This window comes from Streptococcus sp. CF4-3, assembly GCF_024295385.1.
Lineage (GTDB): Bacteria > Bacillota > Bacilli > Lactobacillales > Streptococcaceae > Streptococcus > Streptococcus infantis_I.
This window is the reverse complement of record NZ_JANCPN010000003.1, coordinates 71,305-90,409: the sequence shown is the minus strand read 5'-3', so window position 1 is coordinate 90,409 and position 19,105 is coordinate 71,305. Positions and strand designations below refer to the sequence as shown.

Annotated in this window: 14 protein-coding genes and 1 pseudogene; 11 read left to right on the top strand and 4 right to left on the bottom strand. The window is 37.9% G+C overall.

What is annotated here, in order from left to right; translation table 11 throughout:
- Positions 1-36: 36 nt before the first annotated feature.
- A complete protein-coding gene (locus tag NML75_RS03480) occupies positions 37-837 on the bottom strand; it encodes a glycoside hydrolase family 25 protein (RefSeq protein ID WP_223333012.1) in 801 nt (266 codons plus the stop codon).
- A gap of 157 nt (positions 838-994) precedes the next feature.
- On the opposite strand from NML75_RS03480, the gene glmU reads away from it, so the two are divergent.
- From glmU to NML75_RS03440, 8 genes are all read left to right on the top strand, one after another.
- Positions 995-2,374: a bifunctional UDP-N-acetylglucosamine diphosphorylase/glucosamine-1-phosphate N-acetyltransferase GlmU gene (glmU, locus tag NML75_RS03475; RefSeq protein WP_254804047.1), complete on the top strand. Its 1,380-nt coding sequence runs from the start codon at positions 995-997 to the stop codon at positions 2,372-2,374.
- 9 nt (positions 2,375-2,383) lie between these two features.
- Positions 2,384-2,929 carry an NUDIX hydrolase gene (locus NML75_RS03470; protein WP_254724168.1) on the top strand — a complete coding sequence of 182 codons (546 nt, stop codon included), beginning with the start codon at positions 2,384-2,386 and terminating at the stop codon, positions 2,927-2,929.
- An 11-nt stretch (positions 2,930-2,940) separates the two neighbouring features.
- Positions 2,941-3,252, top strand: a complete 312-nt coding sequence (gene macP, locus NML75_RS03465) for a cell wall synthase accessory phosphoprotein MacP (protein WP_254804046.1) — start codon at positions 2,941-2,943, stop codon at positions 3,250-3,252.
- Between the two features lie 10 nt (positions 3,253-3,262).
- A complete protein-coding gene (locus NML75_RS03460; protein WP_254804045.1) occupies positions 3,263-3,958 on the top strand; it encodes a 5'-methylthioadenosine/adenosylhomocysteine nucleosidase in 696 nt (231 codons plus the stop codon).
- A gap of 126 nt (positions 3,959-4,084) precedes the next feature.
- Positions 4,085-6,373, top strand: coding sequence for a DNA helicase PcrA (gene pcrA, locus NML75_RS03455; protein ID WP_254804044.1), 2,289 nt, complete (start codon positions 4,085-4,087; stop codon positions 6,371-6,373).
- 163 nt (positions 6,374-6,536) lie between these two features.
- Positions 6,537-6,797, top strand: a complete 261-nt coding sequence (locus tag NML75_RS03450; protein ID WP_049509788.1) for a SemiSWEET family transporter — start codon at positions 6,537-6,539, stop codon at positions 6,795-6,797.
- A gap of 105 nt (positions 6,798-6,902) precedes the next feature.
- The gene (locus NML75_RS03445; RefSeq protein ID WP_254804043.1) at positions 6,903-7,604 is read left to right on the top strand and encodes a response regulator transcription factor; all 702 of its coding nucleotides are present in this window, start codon (positions 6,903-6,905) and stop codon (positions 7,602-7,604) included.
- Positions 7,601-8,479 (top strand): sensor histidine kinase, encoded by an 879-nt coding sequence (locus NML75_RS03440; protein WP_254804042.1) that lies wholly within the window; start codon positions 7,601-7,603, stop codon positions 8,477-8,479. Before NML75_RS03445 ends, NML75_RS03440 begins: the two co-directional genes overlap by 4 nt.
- Positions 8,480-8,518: 39 nt before the next feature.
- Here NML75_RS03440 and NML75_RS03435 read toward each other — a convergent pair whose 3' ends face one another.
- The 3 genes from NML75_RS03435 to NML75_RS03425 form a co-directional block, all read right to left on the bottom strand.
- Positions 8,519-9,280, bottom strand: a complete 762-nt coding sequence (locus NML75_RS03435) for an ABC transporter permease (RefSeq protein ID WP_247921494.1) — start codon at positions 9,278-9,280, stop codon at positions 8,519-8,521.
- A 10-nt stretch (positions 9,281-9,290) separates the two neighbouring features.
- Positions 9,291-10,199 (bottom strand): ATP-binding cassette domain-containing protein, encoded by a 909-nt coding sequence (locus NML75_RS03430; protein WP_254804041.1) that lies wholly within the window; start codon positions 10,197-10,199, stop codon positions 9,291-9,293.
- A gap of 165 nt (positions 10,200-10,364) precedes the next feature.
- A complete protein-coding gene (locus NML75_RS03425; protein ID WP_254804040.1) occupies positions 10,365-11,174 on the bottom strand; it encodes a Cof-type HAD-IIB family hydrolase in 810 nt (269 codons plus the stop codon).
- Between the two features lie 161 nt (positions 11,175-11,335).
- On the opposite strand from NML75_RS03425, the pseudogene NML75_RS03420 reads away from it, so the two are divergent.
- The 3 genes and pseudogenes from NML75_RS03420 to addA all read left to right on the top strand — a co-directional run bounded on the left by NML75_RS03420 (position 11,336) and on the right by addA (position 19,059).
- Positions 11,336-12,028, top strand: a pseudogene (locus tag NML75_RS03420) (CPBP family intramembrane glutamic endopeptidase).
- A 132-nt stretch (positions 12,029-12,160) separates the two neighbouring features.
- A complete protein-coding gene (gene rexB, locus NML75_RS03415) occupies positions 12,161-15,412 on the top strand; it encodes an ATP-dependent nuclease subunit B (RefSeq protein WP_254804152.1) in 3,252 nt (1,083 codons plus the stop codon).
- Positions 15,409-19,059, top strand: coding sequence for a helicase-exonuclease AddAB subunit AddA (addA, locus tag NML75_RS03410; RefSeq protein ID WP_254804039.1), 3,651 nt, complete (start codon positions 15,409-15,411; stop codon positions 19,057-19,059). Before rexB ends, addA begins: the two co-directional genes overlap by 4 nt.
- Positions 19,060-19,105 lie beyond the last annotated feature (46 nt).

Here is a 19,105-nt window from a genome sequence, read left to right as displayed (position 1 = left end):
AGCAAGCAGAAGTAATCTCTTGCTTGCTGAATGAAATTAAGGTTTTAAAAATAGTTTTCTAAACGTCTCTTCCTTATCTTTTGACAAAGAAATAAGATTTAGGTCTAGATGATGTTCAAATCCAACCAGTTTACCCTTTGAGGTGTATTGATGAAGATCAAAGTCAAGGTCTGTATTTGGTGAACTTTCAAAGTAGCCCGAATCAGGTCCGTAGGAAGGAATCCAAATAGCTGAAAACTTATCTGTGCTGATGCTATGCTCTTCCATGAAGTAAACTCCGATGTAGATACCGATGTTTTTAGCACCTAGAGATTCTAGTTTAGCACGGAAAGCTTCAACCCCTTTGTTCATGTCTGACATGGTTTTTTCTTCGACATCTAACCAATAGTAACTTGGATTGTATGGGGAAGCTGAATTGTAGAATGCTTCAGCAGCCTTTTCCATATCCTCTACACTTTTTCCAGATACATATGCATAGACAGCAACTGGAACATTTCTCTTTTGAAACTCAGCGATATGACTTTTATAAGCTTTATCTGTTCCATTCGTATAAGATGCATCGTTCTCAGTAGTAATCTGGTTTCCTCCGTGGACTCGAACAATAGCACCAGAGATATTTTTAGATAAAATATCATAGTTAATCTCTGACGGTCTTTGCCAACCAGAGATATCGATGATAGGCTTATCCAAGTTATGTAGAGCTTGTGTTTCTATTTGAACTGGATTTTGTTTGGTTTTTACAGGATGTTCTTCGAATCGTGGACGATTGAGAATCAAGAGTCCTATAAAAGCAGCAAATATAATAACTATAAAAGCTGGACGAATTTTTTTTCTCATACTCCTATAGTTTATCCTAATTTGTTAAAAAAATCAAAAAATTTACTCAAAACGGAGTAGTGACAGTCATTAGCGTTATGTTGAGGTCAACAAATTTGTGTATCGTGAAGTAAATTGTGGTATAATAATAAAGAATTTCTATAGAAAAGAGAAAAATATGGCAAATTATGCAATTATTTTAGCAGCGGGTAAAGGTACCCGTATGAAATCAGATTTACCTAAAGTTATGCACAAGGTTGCAGGAATTTCAATGCTTGAGCATGTTTTTCGTAGCGTTGGAGCAATTAATCCTGAAAAAACAGTTACTGTAGTTGGACATAAGGCTGAACTTGTAGAGCAAGTTTTAGCAGGACAGTCTGATTTTGTGAGACAGTCCGAACAATTAGGTACTGGTCATGCGGTTATGATGGCCGAACCAATTCTTGAGGGTCTTTCTGGACAAACATTGGTTATTGCAGGTGATACACCATTAATCACGGGTGAAAGTTTGAAAAACTTGATTGATTTTCATGTGAATCACAAGAACGTAGCCACTATCCTTACCGCAGAAGCTGAAGATCCATTTGGTTATGGACGTATTGTTCGCAATGATAATGCTGAAGTACTAAGAATTGTTGAACAAAAAGATGCTACTGATTTTGAAAAGCAAATCAAAGAAATCAATACAGGAACTTATGTTTTTGATAATGCTCGTCTCTTTGAAGCTCTTAAAAACATCAATACCAATAATGCTCAAGGCGAATACTATATCACAGATGTGATTGGTATTTTCCGTGAAGCTGGTGAAAAAGTCGGAGCCTATACTCTTAAAGACTTTGATGAAAGCCTTGGAGTCAATGATCGTGTAGCACTTTCTACAGCAGAAGCTGTTATGCGTCGTCGTATTAACCAAGCTCACATGATTAATGGCGTTAGTTTTGTAAATCCAGAAGCGACTTATATTGATATTGATGTTGAAATTGCTCCAGATGTACAAATTGAAGCTAATGTAACCCTCAAAGGTTCTAGTAAGATTGGTGCTGAGACTATTTTGACGAATGGAACTTATATTGTCGATAGTACTATCGGTTCAGGTGCAGTGATTACCAACTCTATGATTGAGGAGAGCACAGTTGCTGATGGTGTTACAGTCGGACCTTACGCTCATATTCGTCCAGGTTCTAGCCTAGCAAAAGATGTTCATATTGGAAACTTTGTTGAGGTGAAAGGTTCTAGCATTGGAGAAAATACAAAAGCTGGCCATTTGACATACATTGGTAACTGTGAAGTTGGCAGTGACGTCAACTTTGGTGCTGGTACTATAACAGTGAACTATGATGGGAAAAATAAATTCAAGACAGTCATTGGCAACAATGTCTTTGTTGGTTCTAATTCAACCATCATTGCTCCTGTTGAACTAGGAGATAACTCTCTTGTTGGCGCAGGTTCAACCATTACTAAAGACGTGCCTGCTGATGCAATTGCCATCGGTCGTGGCCGCCAAGTTAACAAAGACGAATATGCAACTCATCTCCCTCACCATCCTAAAAACAAATAGGAGCTAACCATGGAATTTGAAGAGAAAACACTCAGCCGTAGAGAAATCTATAAAGGTCCTATTTTCCAATTGGTACAAGATCAGGTTGAACTTCCTAATGGAAAAGGGACAGCTCAACGTGATTTGATTTTCCATAATGGTGCAGTATGTGTTCTTGCAGTTACTCCAGAAAATAAGATTGTTCTCGTCAAGCAATATCGCAAGGCGATTGAAAAAGTTTCTGTTGAGATTCCTGCAGGGAAACTAGAAATTGGAGAAAATGCTGATCCTGAAGCGGCAGCCCTTCGCGAATTGGAAGAAGAAGCTGCCTACACTGGAAAATTAACTCTTTTGTATGATTTCTATTCTGCTATTGGTTTCTGTAATGAGCGATTAAAACTTTATTTGGCAAGTGATTTGACAAAGGTTAAAAATCCACGTCCACAGGATGAAGATGAAACTTTAGAATTACTTGAAGTTAGTCTTGAAGAAGCTAAACAACTGATCCAGTCTGGTGATATCTGTGATGCCAAGACTATTATGGCTATCCAGTACTGGGAATTACAAGAAAAATAGGGGAGGAACCTATGGGAAAACCTTTATTAACAGACGAAATAATCGAGCGTGCAAATCGTGGTGAAAATATCTCTGGTCCTACTTTAGTAGACGATCAAGAAACAAAGATATTATCGACTTCATCTCAACATTATAGAGCTTCACGTTCAAGTGACCATGGTTTTAGTCAAGATACCCTAACGATTGATGTTGAACCACAAATCCATAAAAGTCGTCGAATTGAAAACACTAAGAGAAATGTTTTTAACTCAAAACTGAATAAGATTCTATTTGCTGTTATTCTTCTCTTGATTTTGCTAGTTTTAGCAATGAGATTTATTTAAGGGGAATGTCATGAAAATTGGAATTATAGCAGCTATGCCAGAAGAGCTAGTTTATCTGATTCAACATTTAGAAAACGCTCAAGAAGAGACGGTATTAGGAAATAAGTATCATACGGGTAAAATTGGTTCAGTTGAGCTTGTCTTGGTCGAGAGCGGAATTGGTAAAGTCATGTCTGCTATGAGTGTAGCAATCTTAGCTAACCACTTTAAAGTAGATGCTGTCATCAACACTGGTTCAGCTGGAGCTTTGGCAGAAGGAATCGAAGTTGGAGATGTAGTGATTGCTGATAAGCTAGCTTATCATGATGTTGATGTGACTGCTTTTGGTTATGAATACGGTCAGATGGCCCAACAACCACTCTACTTTGAATCTGACAAGAAGTTTGTCAGTTTGATTCAAGAGAGTTTGTCTAAACTTAACCAAAAATGGCATTTAGGTTTGATTGCGACCGGTGATAGTTTTATTGCAGGTGAAGATAAGATTAAAGCTATAAAAGAACATTTTCCTCAGGTGCTTGCGGTTGAGATGGAAGGAGCGGCTATTGCTCAAGCAGCTCACGCGCTTAATCTACCTTTCTTAGTTGTCCGTGCCATGAGTGATAATGCTAACCATGAAGCCTCTATTTCATTTGATGAATTTATCGTAGAGGCTGGACGTCGCTCAGCAAAGGCGCTATTGACACTTTTAAAATCTATTCATGATTAAAATAAAAAGAACACTTGCTAGTGTTCTTTTTTTAGGAAAAAGGAAGCTTGTCTCAGATAGAGTTATTTTCATTCTTTTTTGATATAATAGAAACATTGATTTGAAGAATAGGAATAGGAAGAGAAAATGAACCCTTTATTAAACGGTATGAATAACCGACAGGCAGAAGCGGTCCAAACAACAGAAGGTCCACTGCTGATTATGGCGGGGGCTGGTTCTGGTAAAACACGAGTTTTGACCCATCGTATTGCCTACTTAATTGATGAAAAGATGGTTAATCCCTGGAATATTTTAGCCATTACCTTTACCAATAAGGCTGCTCGTGAAATGAAAGAACGTGCCTATGGGCTCAATCCAGCTACACAGGACTGTTTGATAGCGACCTTTCACTCTATGTGCGTTCGTATCTTACGTCGTGATGCGGATCATATTGGTTACAATCGTAACTTTACCATTATCGATCCAGGTGAGCAGCGATCACTGATGAAGCGTATTCTCAAGCAATTAAATTTGGATCCTAAAAAGTGGAATGAACGCTCTATTTTAGGGACTATTTCTAATGCTAAGAATGATCTGATTGACGATGTTGCTTATGCTGCACAAGCAGGAGATTTATATACAAACATTGTCGCTAAATGTTATGAGGCCTATCAAAAGGAACTTCGTCAATCTGAGTCAGTTGACTTTGATGATTTGATTATGTTGACCTTGCGTCTCTTTGATCAAAATCCTGATGTCTTGACTTACTATCAGCAAAAATTCCAATATATCCATGTCGATGAGTACCAAGATACCAACCATGCCCAGTACCAACTGGTCAAACTGTTGGCTTCTCGCTTTAAAAATATCTGTGTTGTTGGGGATGCGGACCAGTCTATCTACGGTTGGCGTGGTGCTGATATGCAGAATATCCTCGATTTTGAAAAGGATTATCCTGATGCTAAGGTGGTTTTACTAGAAGAAAATTACCGTTCAACCAAAACCATTCTCCAAGCAGCTAATGACGTTATTAAAAACAATAAAAATCGCCGTCCTAAGAATCTATGGACTCAAAATGCGGATGGGGAACAAATTGTCTACTATCGTGCCAATGACGAACAAGATGAGGCTGTTTTTGTAGCCAAAACCATCGATGAACTTGGTCGAAGTCAAAACTTCCTACACAAAGACTTTGCAGTCCTTTACCGTACCAATGCCCAATCACGTACTATTGAGGAAGCTCTGCTCAAGTCTAATATTCCTTATACCATGGTTGGTGGTACCAAGTTCTACAGCCGTAAGGAAATCCGTGATATCATAGCTTACCTCAATCTCATTGCCAACCTAAGTGATAATATCAGTTTTGAGCGTATCATCAATGAACCAAAGCGTGGTATTGGACCAGGTACTGTTGAAAAGATTCGTGATTTTGCTAATTTGCAAGAAATGTCCATGCTGGATGCTTCAGCCAATATCATGTTATCAGGAATTAAGGGTAAGGCAGCCCAGTCGATCTGGGACTTTGCCAATATGATTCTGGATTTACGGGAGAAACTGGACCAATTAACCATTACAGAGTTGGTTGAGGCTGTCCTTGAAAAAACAGGTTACGTTGATATTCTAAATGCACAAGCAACATTGGAGAGTAAAGCTCGGGTTGAAAATATTGAGGAATTCCTCTCTGTTACCAAAAACTTCGATGACAATCCTGAAAGCCAAGAAGAGGAAACAGGACTAGATAAACTTAGTCGTTTCTTGAATGATCTTGCTTTGATTGCAGATACTGACTCTGGTAGTCAGGAGACGTCAGAAGTAACTTTAATGACCTTACACGCTGCCAAAGGACTAGAGTTTCCGGTTGTCTTTATCATAGGGATGGAGGAGAATGTCTTTCCTCTTAGTCGTGCCTCTGAAGATCCAGATGAATTAGAAGAAGAACGTCGTTTGGCCTACGTAGGAATCACACGCGCCGAGAAAATTCTTTATCTTACCAATGCAAACTCTCGCTTGCTTTTCGGGCGTACAAGTTACAATCGTCCGACCCGTTTTATCAACGAGATTAGTTCAGATTTGTTGACCTATCAAGGTTTGGCTCGGCCAGCTAATTCAAGTTTTAAAGCATCTTACAGTAGTGGTGGTACTACATTTGGTCAAGGAATGAGTCTGGCACAGGCACTTCAAGAACGAAAACGAAATACTGCGCCTACATCTATCCAATCAAGTGGTTTACCATTTGGACAATTTGCATCTACTAGTAAATCGTCTTCTAGTGAAACAAATTGGTCAATTGGTGATATTGCCCTTCATAAAAAATGGGGTGAAGGAACTGTCCTTGAAGTATCGGGTAGTGGAGCTAAACAGGAGCTAAAAATCAACTTCCCAGAAGTCGGTTTGAAAAAACTTTTGGCCAGTGTTGCACCGATTGAGAAAAAGTAAGTTTCTAAACGAATAAATACCCTCTTGAAATAGCAAGAGGGTATTTTTTGATTCTCTTATCACAAGATTGTGATAGTTTACAAGTTTTTAACAAAAAGCTTTTTAAACTTCACTATCTTGAAAAATAGTGTATAATTGAAACTGTTTTTGAAAGGAGAAGAAAATGTCTGAAAAACAAATGAAAACTTTGGGTTGGATTGCAACCTTTATGTCTGTAATGATGTATGTCTCTTATATTCCTCAAATTATGAATAACCTTGCTGGTCAAAAAGGAAATTTTATCCAACCAGCAGTAGCTGCACTTAACTGCAGTCTTTGGGTTTACTACGGTCTCTTTAAAAAAGAACGAGATATCCCTTTGGCAGCAGCCAATGCACCAGGGATTGTTTTTGGACTTATCACCGCTTTGACAGCTTTAATTTAATAAATAGAATGAACTCTTCTTCGTATTTAACTATGAAGGAGAGTTTTTCTTTATCCAAAATTCCTAAAAAAACATGATATAATACTATTAGAAAGGTTGGTGTTTATGGCTAGAATACTTATCGTTGAAGATAATAATGAGATTCAAGAAATTTTAAGAACTCTTCTTTCTGAGGAGCATGAGGTGATTCAGGCTTTTTCTGGTACTGAAGGAATGATACGATTTGAACAAGGTGACATTGATCTAATCTTGTTAGATATTATGCTTCCAGGAAAAAATGGTGATCAGGTTTTAAAACTCATTAGACAAGATAGTTCAGTTCCTGTCATCATGCTAACTGCCCTAAGCGATAAAAAGCTCATCAGTCAATATCTCCTAGATGGTGCTAATGATTATATTGTAAAGCCTTTTGATTTGGATGAAGTTTTTGCCAGGGTTATGGTACAATTACGTCAAAATAGTGACAAACAAGCAGCTGAAATTGAACATCCAGACAAGTTGTTTCACCAGTTAAAAAATATTCAATTTGATGTAGACAGTTTTGAAATCAAAAATAGCCAGGAAACTATTCGCCTAGCTAAGAAAGAATGTTTGATACTCCAAACCTTGCTGAGACATCCTAAGAAGATTTTTACGAAAGAAGAACTTTATGAATTGGTTTGGGAGGACACTTATTTACCAGGCGACAATACTCTCAACACTCATTTAAGTAATCTCCGTAAAAAACTAAGCCAACTGGATCCAGAGCAAGAGTATATTGAGACTATCTGGGGAGTTGGTGTTCGATTAAAAGGAGATGAGCAATGATCTATATTTTACTTTCTTTGCTACTGCTGGTTATTATCCTATTGACGATAGGATTGATTCGCTATCATCTAGCACTGGTAAACTTGAGCCAACAAATTGAAGACAAGATTCTGACTGGAAGTATGAAGAGAATCGGAGTGTCAACTTTCTCCAAGGATTTTTTACATCTTTACCAGCAAATCAATCATCTCTTTCAAGAAGTTGAGCAGTCACGCTTGATTATGAAGCGAGAGAAGCAGACTTTAGACATGGCTATTAGCAATATTGCACACGATATTCGAACACCTTTAACGATTGCATCAGGTTATACTCAGCAATTGCTTAAAACAGAAAATCCTGAGTCTGAGAGTTTGAAAAAAATTTCCCATCATCTCAATCAAGTTTCAAAACGGCTAGAGGCTCTTTTGGACTATCGTCGGTTAATGGAAGGAGCAGTTAAACCTGACTTATCTGAGTTAGAAGTCTCGACATTTATGACGCAGAAATTGCTGACTTATTACGATTCATTTCAGACGGCAAAGATTAACCTTGATTTGCAAGTAGAACCTAGTTTGTATTTAATAACAGACTCGGATTTATTAGAGCGTATCTTGCAAAATCTCGTTGGCAATGTTCTAAAACATGGTAAGGATGAAGCGAGATTTTCTCTGAAGGAAGTGGACAATCACATCTGTTTGGAACTTGCGAATCTGGTTAAACAACCCATTCGTAAAATTGAAAATCTCAGTCAACGATTTTACTCTGAAAACCTCTCAGATACAGAAGAATCCTCTGGTTTAGGTCTTTATATTACAGAAGAATTATCCCATCTACTTGGTGCAGAACTACAACTAAGTACAGATGGTTCTTGGTTTACAGTTAGAATTCTCTTTTAAAACAAGCAACCTCCTCTTTTTGAACAGAGGAGGTCATTTTTATAAGCTTTTCTTTTTGAAAACAGCAAGTCCACTAATGGTAAAGAATAGAATAATAGTTACTGTAACGACAATGGTGTATAGAACAGCTTGACTATAGGCAGTCATAGCATAGGCAAAATTCAAGGATAAATAGCGCAAAATCTCGATATCTGGAAAGATAAGCATTGGCGTTGAAAGCAAGATAGAGCTGATTAAATAGCCTATGAAAACAGCCAAATAAGAATGAGTCACATAGAGAATGAAGGAAACAATAGATAGCCAAGCTAGAAGACAGAGGAATTGAAGACCAATAGTAATAAGGAGATTGCCAATAAATCCTTCTGGCATCGTACCAAGACCGTTTAGGATAGTCGCTGGTACGAAAGCAATAACTAGGCTAACAAGAATTTGCATTAGAGCGATACTTGCTAATACTACAGACTTGGCTAGGAAGAATTCTGTGCGAGAAACACCCACTGTCAAACTGTTTTTATAGAGTTTTCCGATAAGATCAACTCCTAGAACTAAGCAAGCAAGGATAATACAGAGGAAAACTAGGTTTGAGCTATTACTAGATGTGTTAATAAGGGCTTGTATACCATCCCATCCCTTGCTTGGCAGTTCGGTTTCTACGTTTGTACTTGTGCTGACGGATATGAGCTGTCCTGTAGCTCCGAAAGTAGCCCCCATTAACATGAGTGCAAAGAGAACGAGCTCTGTAATCCAAAAGCCTTTGGAACGGAAAAGACGGTAAAAGTCTGCTTGAATTGTGTGTATCATGGTTTTCCTCCTATTTTACTAATTGTGTGAAGTATTCTTCAAGATTTTGACGAGCATAGTAAATCTCATCCACAGCAACATCCGCTAGAGTAAGTTCTTTGAGAATGCATTTGATATCTTGTTCATGACTAAAAATATGAATCTCGTTGTCTGAATTAACAACTTTAAATTCAAGATGCACTTTGTCTTTTAAGATTTGACTAGCTTTTTCTTTGTCACTTGTTTTTAGAACAATATAGTCTTCATTAAGTGTCTCAAATTCGGCCTTACTGATTTCTCGAATGATTTTCCCTTGGTCTAAAATTCCAAAGCGATTGGCAACCAGATAGAGTTCTGACAAGATATGACTAGAGATGAGAATTGTTATTCCTAGTTCTTGATTCAGACGTTGAATCATTTGACGAAACTCTTTGATACCGATTGGGTCAAGTCCATTGATAGGTTCATCAAGGATGAGAAAGTCTGGTTTTGATAGGAGGGCAATAGCAATGCCTAGGCGTTGTTTCATTCCAAGAGAGAAATTTCGAAAAACTTTTCTACCTGTATCTGTTAACCCCACATACTTTAATGTTTCCTGAATGACTTGATCAGCATTTGGGATATGTCGAATAGTACAATAGTATCTTAGATTTTGATAGGCTGTTAAATGATTGTGAGCTACTGGGGATTCAATGACTGAACCTACTCGAGATAGGGCTTTTGTGCACTCCTTATACCCTTGACTAGAAAAGAGGGAAATAGTTCCTTGGTCAGCAGATAATAATTGTGTAACGATTTTAATCAGAGTTGTTTTACCAGCACCATTTTTTCCGATAAGTCCATAGATATCTCCTTCTTTTACCGAGAGACTAAGATCTTGTAGAATAGGTTGTTTGCCAAATTGTTTGGACAAGCCATGGATTTCGAGGACTGTTTTCATAGTTTTCTCCTTTAATCTTTAAGGTGTTTTATTTTTATAACTCTAGTATAAAGCATAGATATCAAAGAATCGTCAAGCATTTCTAAAGAGTTTCTAAAGTTTTTAAATTTTAAAAAAAAATAAAAGCCCAGTTGGCTAGAAATACTAGTTGACTGGGCTTATTTTTTACAAAATATATTTCTCAATAGCGCGTGCAACACCATCTTCTTCATTGCTAGCAGTTACGGCATCAGCGAGAGATTTGACGTGGTCACTGGCATTTCCCATGGCGATCCCCAGCCCAGCAAACTCTAACATCTCAATGTCGTTATTGGCATCACCCATAGCCATGATTTCAGAAGGTTGGATATCCAAAATCTCAGCTAAACGAGAAAGAGCAGAGGCTTTAGTTGTACCGAGTGGCATTGCTTCATAGATAACAGGTTGAGAACGAACACCGCTAAATCTTTGACAAAGCTCTTCAGAAAAACGTTGTTCAAAGTCATCTGTCTGTTCTTTTGTCCCTAAAAACATTCCCTGGAACATACGATATTTACCACTGGTAGCCTCCTCCAGTGAGATTTCAGTCAGGTCAGCAAAGACAAGTGTGGCATCATATTGAACGATAGGATTTGGTTTGCCTCCGAGTACGAAGTAGTGTTCCTCATCAAAGAGAGTCAACTGAACCTCACTCTTTTCAGCAAGGTCATTGAGGTATTCGATGTCAGATTTGCTAAGTTCTCGCCAATCGACAAGGCTCCAGTCACTGGTTTGGTGGGTGGAACAACCATTATTGACAATAACGTATTCATTTTGCAAATCAAGACCGAGTTTCTTGTAGTAGGGGAGGACTCCGAAGAGAGGACGACCAGTACAGAGAACCAGTTTGACACCTTTTTCGATAGCTTTATGAATAGCATCAATATGAGCCTGAGGAATTTCCTTGGCTTCGTTGAGTAGAGTACCGTCCATATCTAGAGCAAGTAGTTTAATCATAGTATTTCCTTTTCACGTGTTTTGCCTATATTATAGCATATTTTGAGGCAAATAAGTCTAAAGCTAAGTGAAATGCCATTTCTATTTAGGTTTTTAGTAGATAGATAACAAAAATATGATATACTAAATTAGTAATATATTTAATATTATGCTGATAATGGATAAAAAATCAGAGGACTTGGCATGAAAAAAGAACATTACAGATTTTACTAGCCTTGTTAGTAATTATTTATAGAAAGACATGGTTTTGGTAGATTTTTAATCATTTTGCAGGTAGGCTTGTACCTGCTAGTAGAGAATTTTTTCAAATTCTTGCTTTTTTAAAGCTCATCGTTACTTTTATAGCTATTCTTTATTTACTAGTATTCGAAGGTAGGAAAATTCTTGAGTTGAAGTGGAAATGGAGATATCCAGTTTATTTGCTTCTTGCTTATGGAGTCAATCATCTTTCAGGTATTGTGTTTTCCTTTTTAACCCCAGCAACGTCCAATCAAATGGCTTTAAATGAATTAGTTGAGATGACAGGGCGACAAGAGTTACTATATTTATTGCTTATTACTTGTCTGCTAGGACCAATTACAGAAGAATTGGTTTATCGAGGAGTTCTCATGAATACATTTTTGAAAGATTCACCTTGGTATGGAGATGTTTTACTATCAGCCTGTGTCTTTGGCTATGTGCATGTTTCTGATGGTATAACACCACTTGCCTTTTTCACCTATGCAAGCGGAGGAGCGATTGTATCATTCCTCTACCGAAAAACTCATTCTCTCTATTACCCTATTTTACTTCATATCATAATCAACATTACTGCATTTTGGGAATTATGGGTACTCTTGTTTTCTGGTAGTTAATAACTATAAAAGGTCGGATTTTATTCCGACTTTTTTGATATGGGACAGGTTAAAATTAGGGCTTTATATCAATCTGTTTTTACTTAAAAAATGATATAATAAAAGGTAATGACAAAAACAAACGAGGCAGAGATGAAACTACTTTATACCGATATTCGGACTTCTTTGACAGAAATCCTAACTAAGGAGGCTCAAGGACTAGTTGACCAAGGAAAACGAGTCTTTTATGTCGCCCCTAATTCTCTTTCTTTTGAAAAGGAACGTGCCGTGCTGGAGTGCTTGAGTCAGCAGGCTTCTTTTGCTATTACAGTCACGCGCTTCGCTCAAATGGCACGTTATCTGGTTTTAAATGATATTCCTGAGAGGTCAAGTCTCGATGATATCGGTCTTGGTATGGCTTTCTATAAATGTCTATCCGAGATTGACCCGAAGGATTTACGTGTTTACGGAGCTATTAAACAAGATCCGCAATTCATCCAGCAACTGATTGAGATTTATCATGAAATTTCAACTGCAAAGATGAGTTTTTTGGACTTGGAAAGTTTGACAGATGCTGATAAACGCTCTGATTTACTCTTGATTTTTGAAAAGGTAACAGCGTATTTAAATCAAGGTCAAGTTTCACAGGGGAGTCCATTATCCTATCTGATTGATGCTATCGAAGAAAACAAGGTAAGTAGTGATTTTAGTAAGATTGCCCTAGTCATTGATGGTTTCACTCGTTTTTCTGCAGAAGAGGAACACCTAGTGGATTTGCTTCATCGTAAGGGTGTTGAGATTATTATTGGCGTATATGCGACTAAGAAAGCCTACACTAGCCCCTTTAGTGAAGGTAATCTCTATCAAGCCAGTGTTGAGTTTCTACGTCATTTAGCTTTTAAATATCAGACCAAGGCAGAAGATGCCTGTCAAGAACATGAAAAATTAGATGCTTTTGCCAAAGCTTCAAGACTAATCGAAAGTGCTTATGATTTTTCTGAAATCAGCATAGATGTGGATGATAAGGATAGAGAAGACTTGCAAATCTGGTCTTGTCTGACACAGAAAGAAGAGCTGGAGCTCGTTGCTCGTAGTATTCGCCAGAAATTGCACCAAGAAACTGAACTTAGCTACAAAAATTTTCGAGTCTTACTAGGAGACGTAGAGTCTTATAAACTGTCCTTGCAGACAATTTTTAATCAATATCAGATTCCTTTCTATCTGGGGAGAAGTGAGTCTATGACTCATCATCCTTTGACTCAATTTGTAGAATCCGTGGGACGACTCAAACGTTACTATTTCCGTCAGGAAGATTTGATTAATCTCTTACGAACCGGCTTATACACCGACCTTGCTCAAGAGGAAATCGATAGCTTTGAACAATATATCCGCTATTTAGGTATTGATGGTCTTTCTAACTTTAAACAAGAATTTACAAAAAATCATCATGGAAAATTTGATTTAGAAAAATTAAATGAGCTGCGTGTCCGTGTCCTAAATCCACTAGAAGCTTTATTATCCAGTTGTAAGCAAAAGACTGAAAATATCCTTACAAAATGGAATAACTTTTTGAAGGATGCATCTGTGACCAAGCAATTACAATCCTTATCTGAAACGATGGATGCGACAGAGCAAGAAAGACAAGAAGAGGTCTGGAAGGCATTTTGCCACGTAATGGAGCAATTTGTGACCGTATTTGAGGGGACTCAGGTTGCTTTAGATGATTTCTTGGCTCTTCTTCATTCAGGGATGTCCTTATCAAATTATCGTACAATCCCAGCAACGGTAGATACGGTTCTGGTGCAAAGTTATGATTTGATTTCGCCTTTGACTTCTGATTACATCTATGCACTCGGCTTAACCCAGGATCATCTACCTAAGATCACCCAAAATACTAGTCTTTTGAGTGATGAAGAAAGAGAAGTTTTAAACCAAGGTACTGAAGATGGCTCTCAATTATTGATTGCTAGCCATGAAAATCTTAAGAAGAATCGCTATACCATGCTTTCTTTGGTAAATTCTGCCAAGAAACAATTAGTCTTATCAGCGCCTAGTCTACTCAATGAAAACGAGAGTAAAGAGTCAGTTTATCTGAAAGAATTGCAGGATTTTGGTTTTACCAAGATCGAAAAGAGAATCGATCGAGAAAACCTATCAAAGGATGATATTGGTTCTTATCACAGTCTTTTGTCTAGTCTTGTTGCTTATCACCAGCAAGGTGAGTTGGAGACAAGTGAGCAGGACTTAACCTTTATTAAGGTTCTAGCTCGTGTCATGGGGAGAAAATTAGAAGATCAAGGTCTTGAAAATCCTGTCCTACCGACAAGTCCAAAAAGTAAGACCTTAGCTACTGAAACTTTGGAGGCCTTGTATCCTCAAGATCAAGATTTCTATCTATCAACTTCGGGATTGACAGAGTTTTATCGAAACGAATACAGTTATTTCCTTCGATATATCTTAGGCTTGCAGGAAGAATTGCGACTGCGACCTGATGCTCGAAGCCATGGGAATTTCTTGCATCGTATTTTTGAACGTGCTATGAAACTTCCTGTTGATACACCTTTTGACCGTCGTATAGAACAAGCAATTTCTGAAACCACCCAAGAAAGAGAGTTTCAAGCGATTTATCAGGAAAGTTTGGAAGCCCAATTAACCAAAGAAGTTCTTTTAGACGTTGCGCGTGCAACTGGGCATATACTTCGTCATAATTCCGAAATTGAAACAATTCAGGAAGAAGCAGTCTTTGGTGGTAAGGAACAAGCTTTTGTTCAGTTAGATAACGGCAGAAATGTCTATGTCCGTGGTAAAGTTGACCGTATCGACCGCTTAAAGACAAGTGATGCGATTGGTGTTGTAGACTACAAATCTTCTCTAACTCAGTTTAACTTCCCTCTCTTTTATAACGGCCTTAATTCACAGTTACCGACCTATCTGGCTGCACTTAAAAAAGAAGGAAATACAGACTTCTTTGGTGCCATGTATTTAGAGATGGCTGAGCCAGTTCAGTCCTTACAATCTGTTAAAACTCTTTCAAAGGCTTTAGCAGAAACGACTAAGAGTATGAAATATCAAGGGCTATTTCTCGAAAAAGAGATAAAGAACCTTGGGGAACTATATAATAAAAACAAGACCTATCAGTTGTCTGATGAGGAATTCCAATTATTGCTGGACTATAACGCCCTTATTTATAAGAAAGCAGCAGAGAAGATTTTATCTGGTAGATTTGCTATCAATCCTTACACAGAAGACGGTAGAAGTATTGCTCCATATGTTCAACAATATCAATCTATTACAGGTTTTGAAGCCAATTACCATCTGGGTCAAGCTAGATTATTAGATAAGGTTGCTAAAAGTAATGATAAGGAAACATGGTTTAATAAAATAAGAGAGGAGTTGGAGCGATGAAATTTTTAACCCAAGAAGAGATTGCATCCTTGCAAGTAGCAGAAGCTCAGTCTAACAAGAAACCCAAGAAAACTGCTGAACAAATTCAAGCTATCTACAGTTCTGGTCAAAATATTCTGGTCTCAGCATCAGCTGGCTCAGGAAAAACCTTTGTCATGGCTGAACGAATTCTTGATCAACTAGCGCGTGGTGTAGAAATTCGCCAACTCTTTATCTCAACCTTTACGGTAAAGGCAGCAACCGAGTTAAAAGAGCGCTTGGAAAAGAAAATCAGCCAACAAATCCAAGAGACTCAAGATTTGGAGATAAAAAAACACCTCGGAAGACAATTAGCTGATTTACCAAACGCTGCTATCGGAACTATGGACTCTTTTACTCAGAAGTTCCTAACTAAACATGGCTATCTTCTCGATCTTGCTCCAAACTTCCGCATTCTTCAGAATGAAAGTGAGCAACTCCTCTTAAAAAACGAAGTCTTTCGGCAGGTTTTTGAAAAACACTACCAAGGTAAGGAACAAGAACAGTTTAGTCAGCTGGTCAAGAACTTTGCGGGTAAAAGTAAGGATGCACGTGGTTTGCGTAAACAGGTCCATATGATTTATGACTTTTTGCAATCTACAAGTAATCCTCAGGCCTGGCTACAGGAATCTTTCTTAAAAGGATTCGAAAAGGCCGATTTTACAAGTTCTAAAGAGAAGTTGGCTCAAGACATTCAGCAAAGACTCTGGGATTTAGAAAGTTTCTTCAGTTACCATCTAGAGAATGATGCCAAGGAATTTGGGAAAGCTGCTTACTTAGAAGCTGTCCAACAAGTTCTTGATGAAATTGGAGCTTTAACAAACGATTCTACTTTTAATCAATATCAAGAAGTTCTAGAGCGAGTTGTGAATATTTCTAAGGATAAGGGTGGCCGTGCTCTCACAAATGCTAGTCGCAAGGCTGAACTCCTAGAACTGAAAGAAGCGTATAACCAAGAGAGAAAAGATAAGTTTGAAAATCTAATTGCATTAAATGATAAAATTACTTTATTGAAATTCCAGGAAAAATATCATCAAGAGTCTTGGGACTTGGCTAAGACTTTCCAAGTTTTCATGAGTGATTTTGTTGATGCCTATCGAAAGCGTAAACGCGAAGAGAATGCCTTTGAATTTGCTGATATTAGCCACTATACCATTGAGATATTGGAAAACTTTCCTCAGGTACGTCAAGAGTATCAGGAACGTTTCCACGAAGTCATGGTCGATGAGTACCAAGATACCAACCATATCCAGGAAAGAATGTTGGAGCTCCTCTCTAACGGGCATAACCGTTTTATGGTGGGAGATATCAAGCAGTCTATTTATCGTTTTAGACAGGCAGATCCCCAAATCTTCAATGAAAAATTCCACAGTTTTGCTCAGGATAGCAAAGAAGATCAGTTAATACTGCTCAAGGAAAATTTCCGTAGTAGTTCAGAAGTTCTTGATGCTACTAATGACGTCTTTAAGCATCTCATGGATGAGGAAGTTGGAGAGATTTCTTATGACGGCATGCATCAACTTGTTTTCGGAAATACTGATTTACACCCTGATTTAGAAAACAAGGCAGAAGTCCTCTTGTATGATAAGGATGTTGACGGTGATTCTAAGGAAGAGGAAGAATTTTCGTCCAACAAACTGACTGGTGAAATGCGAATGGTCATTAAGGAGATATTGCACCTTCATAATGATAAAGGGGTTCCTTTTAATGACATTGCTCTCTTGACTGCCAGCAGAAGTCGGAATGACCTGGTTCTACTTGCTTTGTCGGAATATGGGATACCAGCTAAAACTGATGGCGCTCTAAACAATTACTTGCAATCTTTAGAAGTGCAGGTTATGTTGGATACTCTTCGTGTCATCCATAATCCTCTGCAAGACTTTGCTTTAGTAGCTCTTATGAAGTCTCCTATGTTTAGCTTTGATGAAGATGAATTAGCTCGTTTAGCTCTTCAAAATTCTGAGGATAAGGTTCAAGAAAACTTTTATGAAAAACTAGTTAATGCTCAAGCACAAACTAGTATCCAAAATGTTTTAATAAAATCTGAACTCCATAAAAAGCTTAACCTTTTCTTGGAAACTGTTAATTCTTGGCGTTTGTTCTCAAAAACTCATTCACTTTATGACCTTATTTGGAAAATCTATAGCGAACGTTTCTACTATGATTATGTTGGTGCTTTACCAAATGGTCAGGCCAGACAGGCCAACCTCTATGCCCTAGCACTACGAGCTGACCAGTTTGAAAAGAGTAATTTTAAAGGCTTATCACGTTTCATAACTATGATTGATCAAGTCTTGGAAGTCAAGCACGACCTTGCCAGTGTCACTGTAGCTCCACCTAAGGATGCTGTGGAGCTTATGAGTATTCATAAGAGTAAGGGGCTTGAGTTCCCATATGTCTTTATTCTCAATATTGATCAGCAATTTAACAAGCAAGATTCCATGTCTGAAGTTATCCTAAGTCGTAAAAACGGTCTTGGCCTTAAGTATGTGGCTAGAGTAGCTACAAATGCAAAAGAGGAATATCTTCCATCTACGATTAAGTTATCGATTCCAAGCTTGACTTATAGTCAAAATGAGGAGGAGCTCCAATTAGCAAGCTATTCTGAGTTAATGCGTTTACTGTATGTAGCCATGACTCGTGCTGAGAAAAAACTTTATCTAGTCGGAAAGGGATCGAGAGAAAAGTTGGAGTCTAAAGAATACCCGACAAATGGGCAAGGTCTCCTAACTCGTAAAACCAGGCTAGATGCTCAAAATTTCCAGGACTGGATTTGGGCCATCTATCAAGCTTTTTCTAAAGAGGACTTACACTTTAGTGTTCGTTTCGAGGGTGAAGAACAACTGACAGAAGAAGCTATCGGTAAATTGGAAACTAAAAGCCAGCTTCAAGATCTTTCTCAGGCAAGCAACCGTCAGTCTGATACCATTAAGGAAGCTTTACAAATGCTGAAAGAAGTGGAAGTGTATAATGAAATCCACCGTGCAGCGATTAATCTTCCGAGTGTTCAGACCCCAAGCCAGATTAAGAAGTTTTATGAACCAGTCATGGATATGGAAGGTGTAGTAGTAGCTGGTCAATCTAAACCAAAAGAAACTATTATTCAGTTTGAACTTCCAGACTTCTCCAAGACAGAAAAAGTCACTGGAGCTGAGATTGGTAGTGCCACCCATGAACTCATGCAACGAATCAATCTCACTAAGAAACCTACTTTGGAAACCTTGATAGAAGCCTTGGAGCAAGTTCAGGCAACTACAGCTGTTAAAGATAAAGTTAATCTAGAAAAAATCTTGTCCTTCTTTGATACAGCTCTTGGTCAAGAGATTCTTGCAAATCAAGATAAACTTTATCGAGAACAACCCTTCTCTATGTTAAAAAGAGATGCTAAGAGTCAGGAAGACTTTGTTGTTCGTGGAATTTTAGATGGTTATCTCCTTTACGATGATAAGATTGTTCTATTTGACTATAAAACAGACCGTTACGAGTTTGCAAGTCAACTGATTGAACGTTATAGGGGGCAATTATCTCTATATGCAGAAGCCTTGTCTCGTTCTTACCAAATAGATCACGTTGAAAAATATTTAATCTTACTTGGCAAAGATATGGTTGAGGTGGTCGAAGTTAACTAATCTTGTAAAAACTATTGCCTTAATGGCAGTAGTTTTTATTTATTTT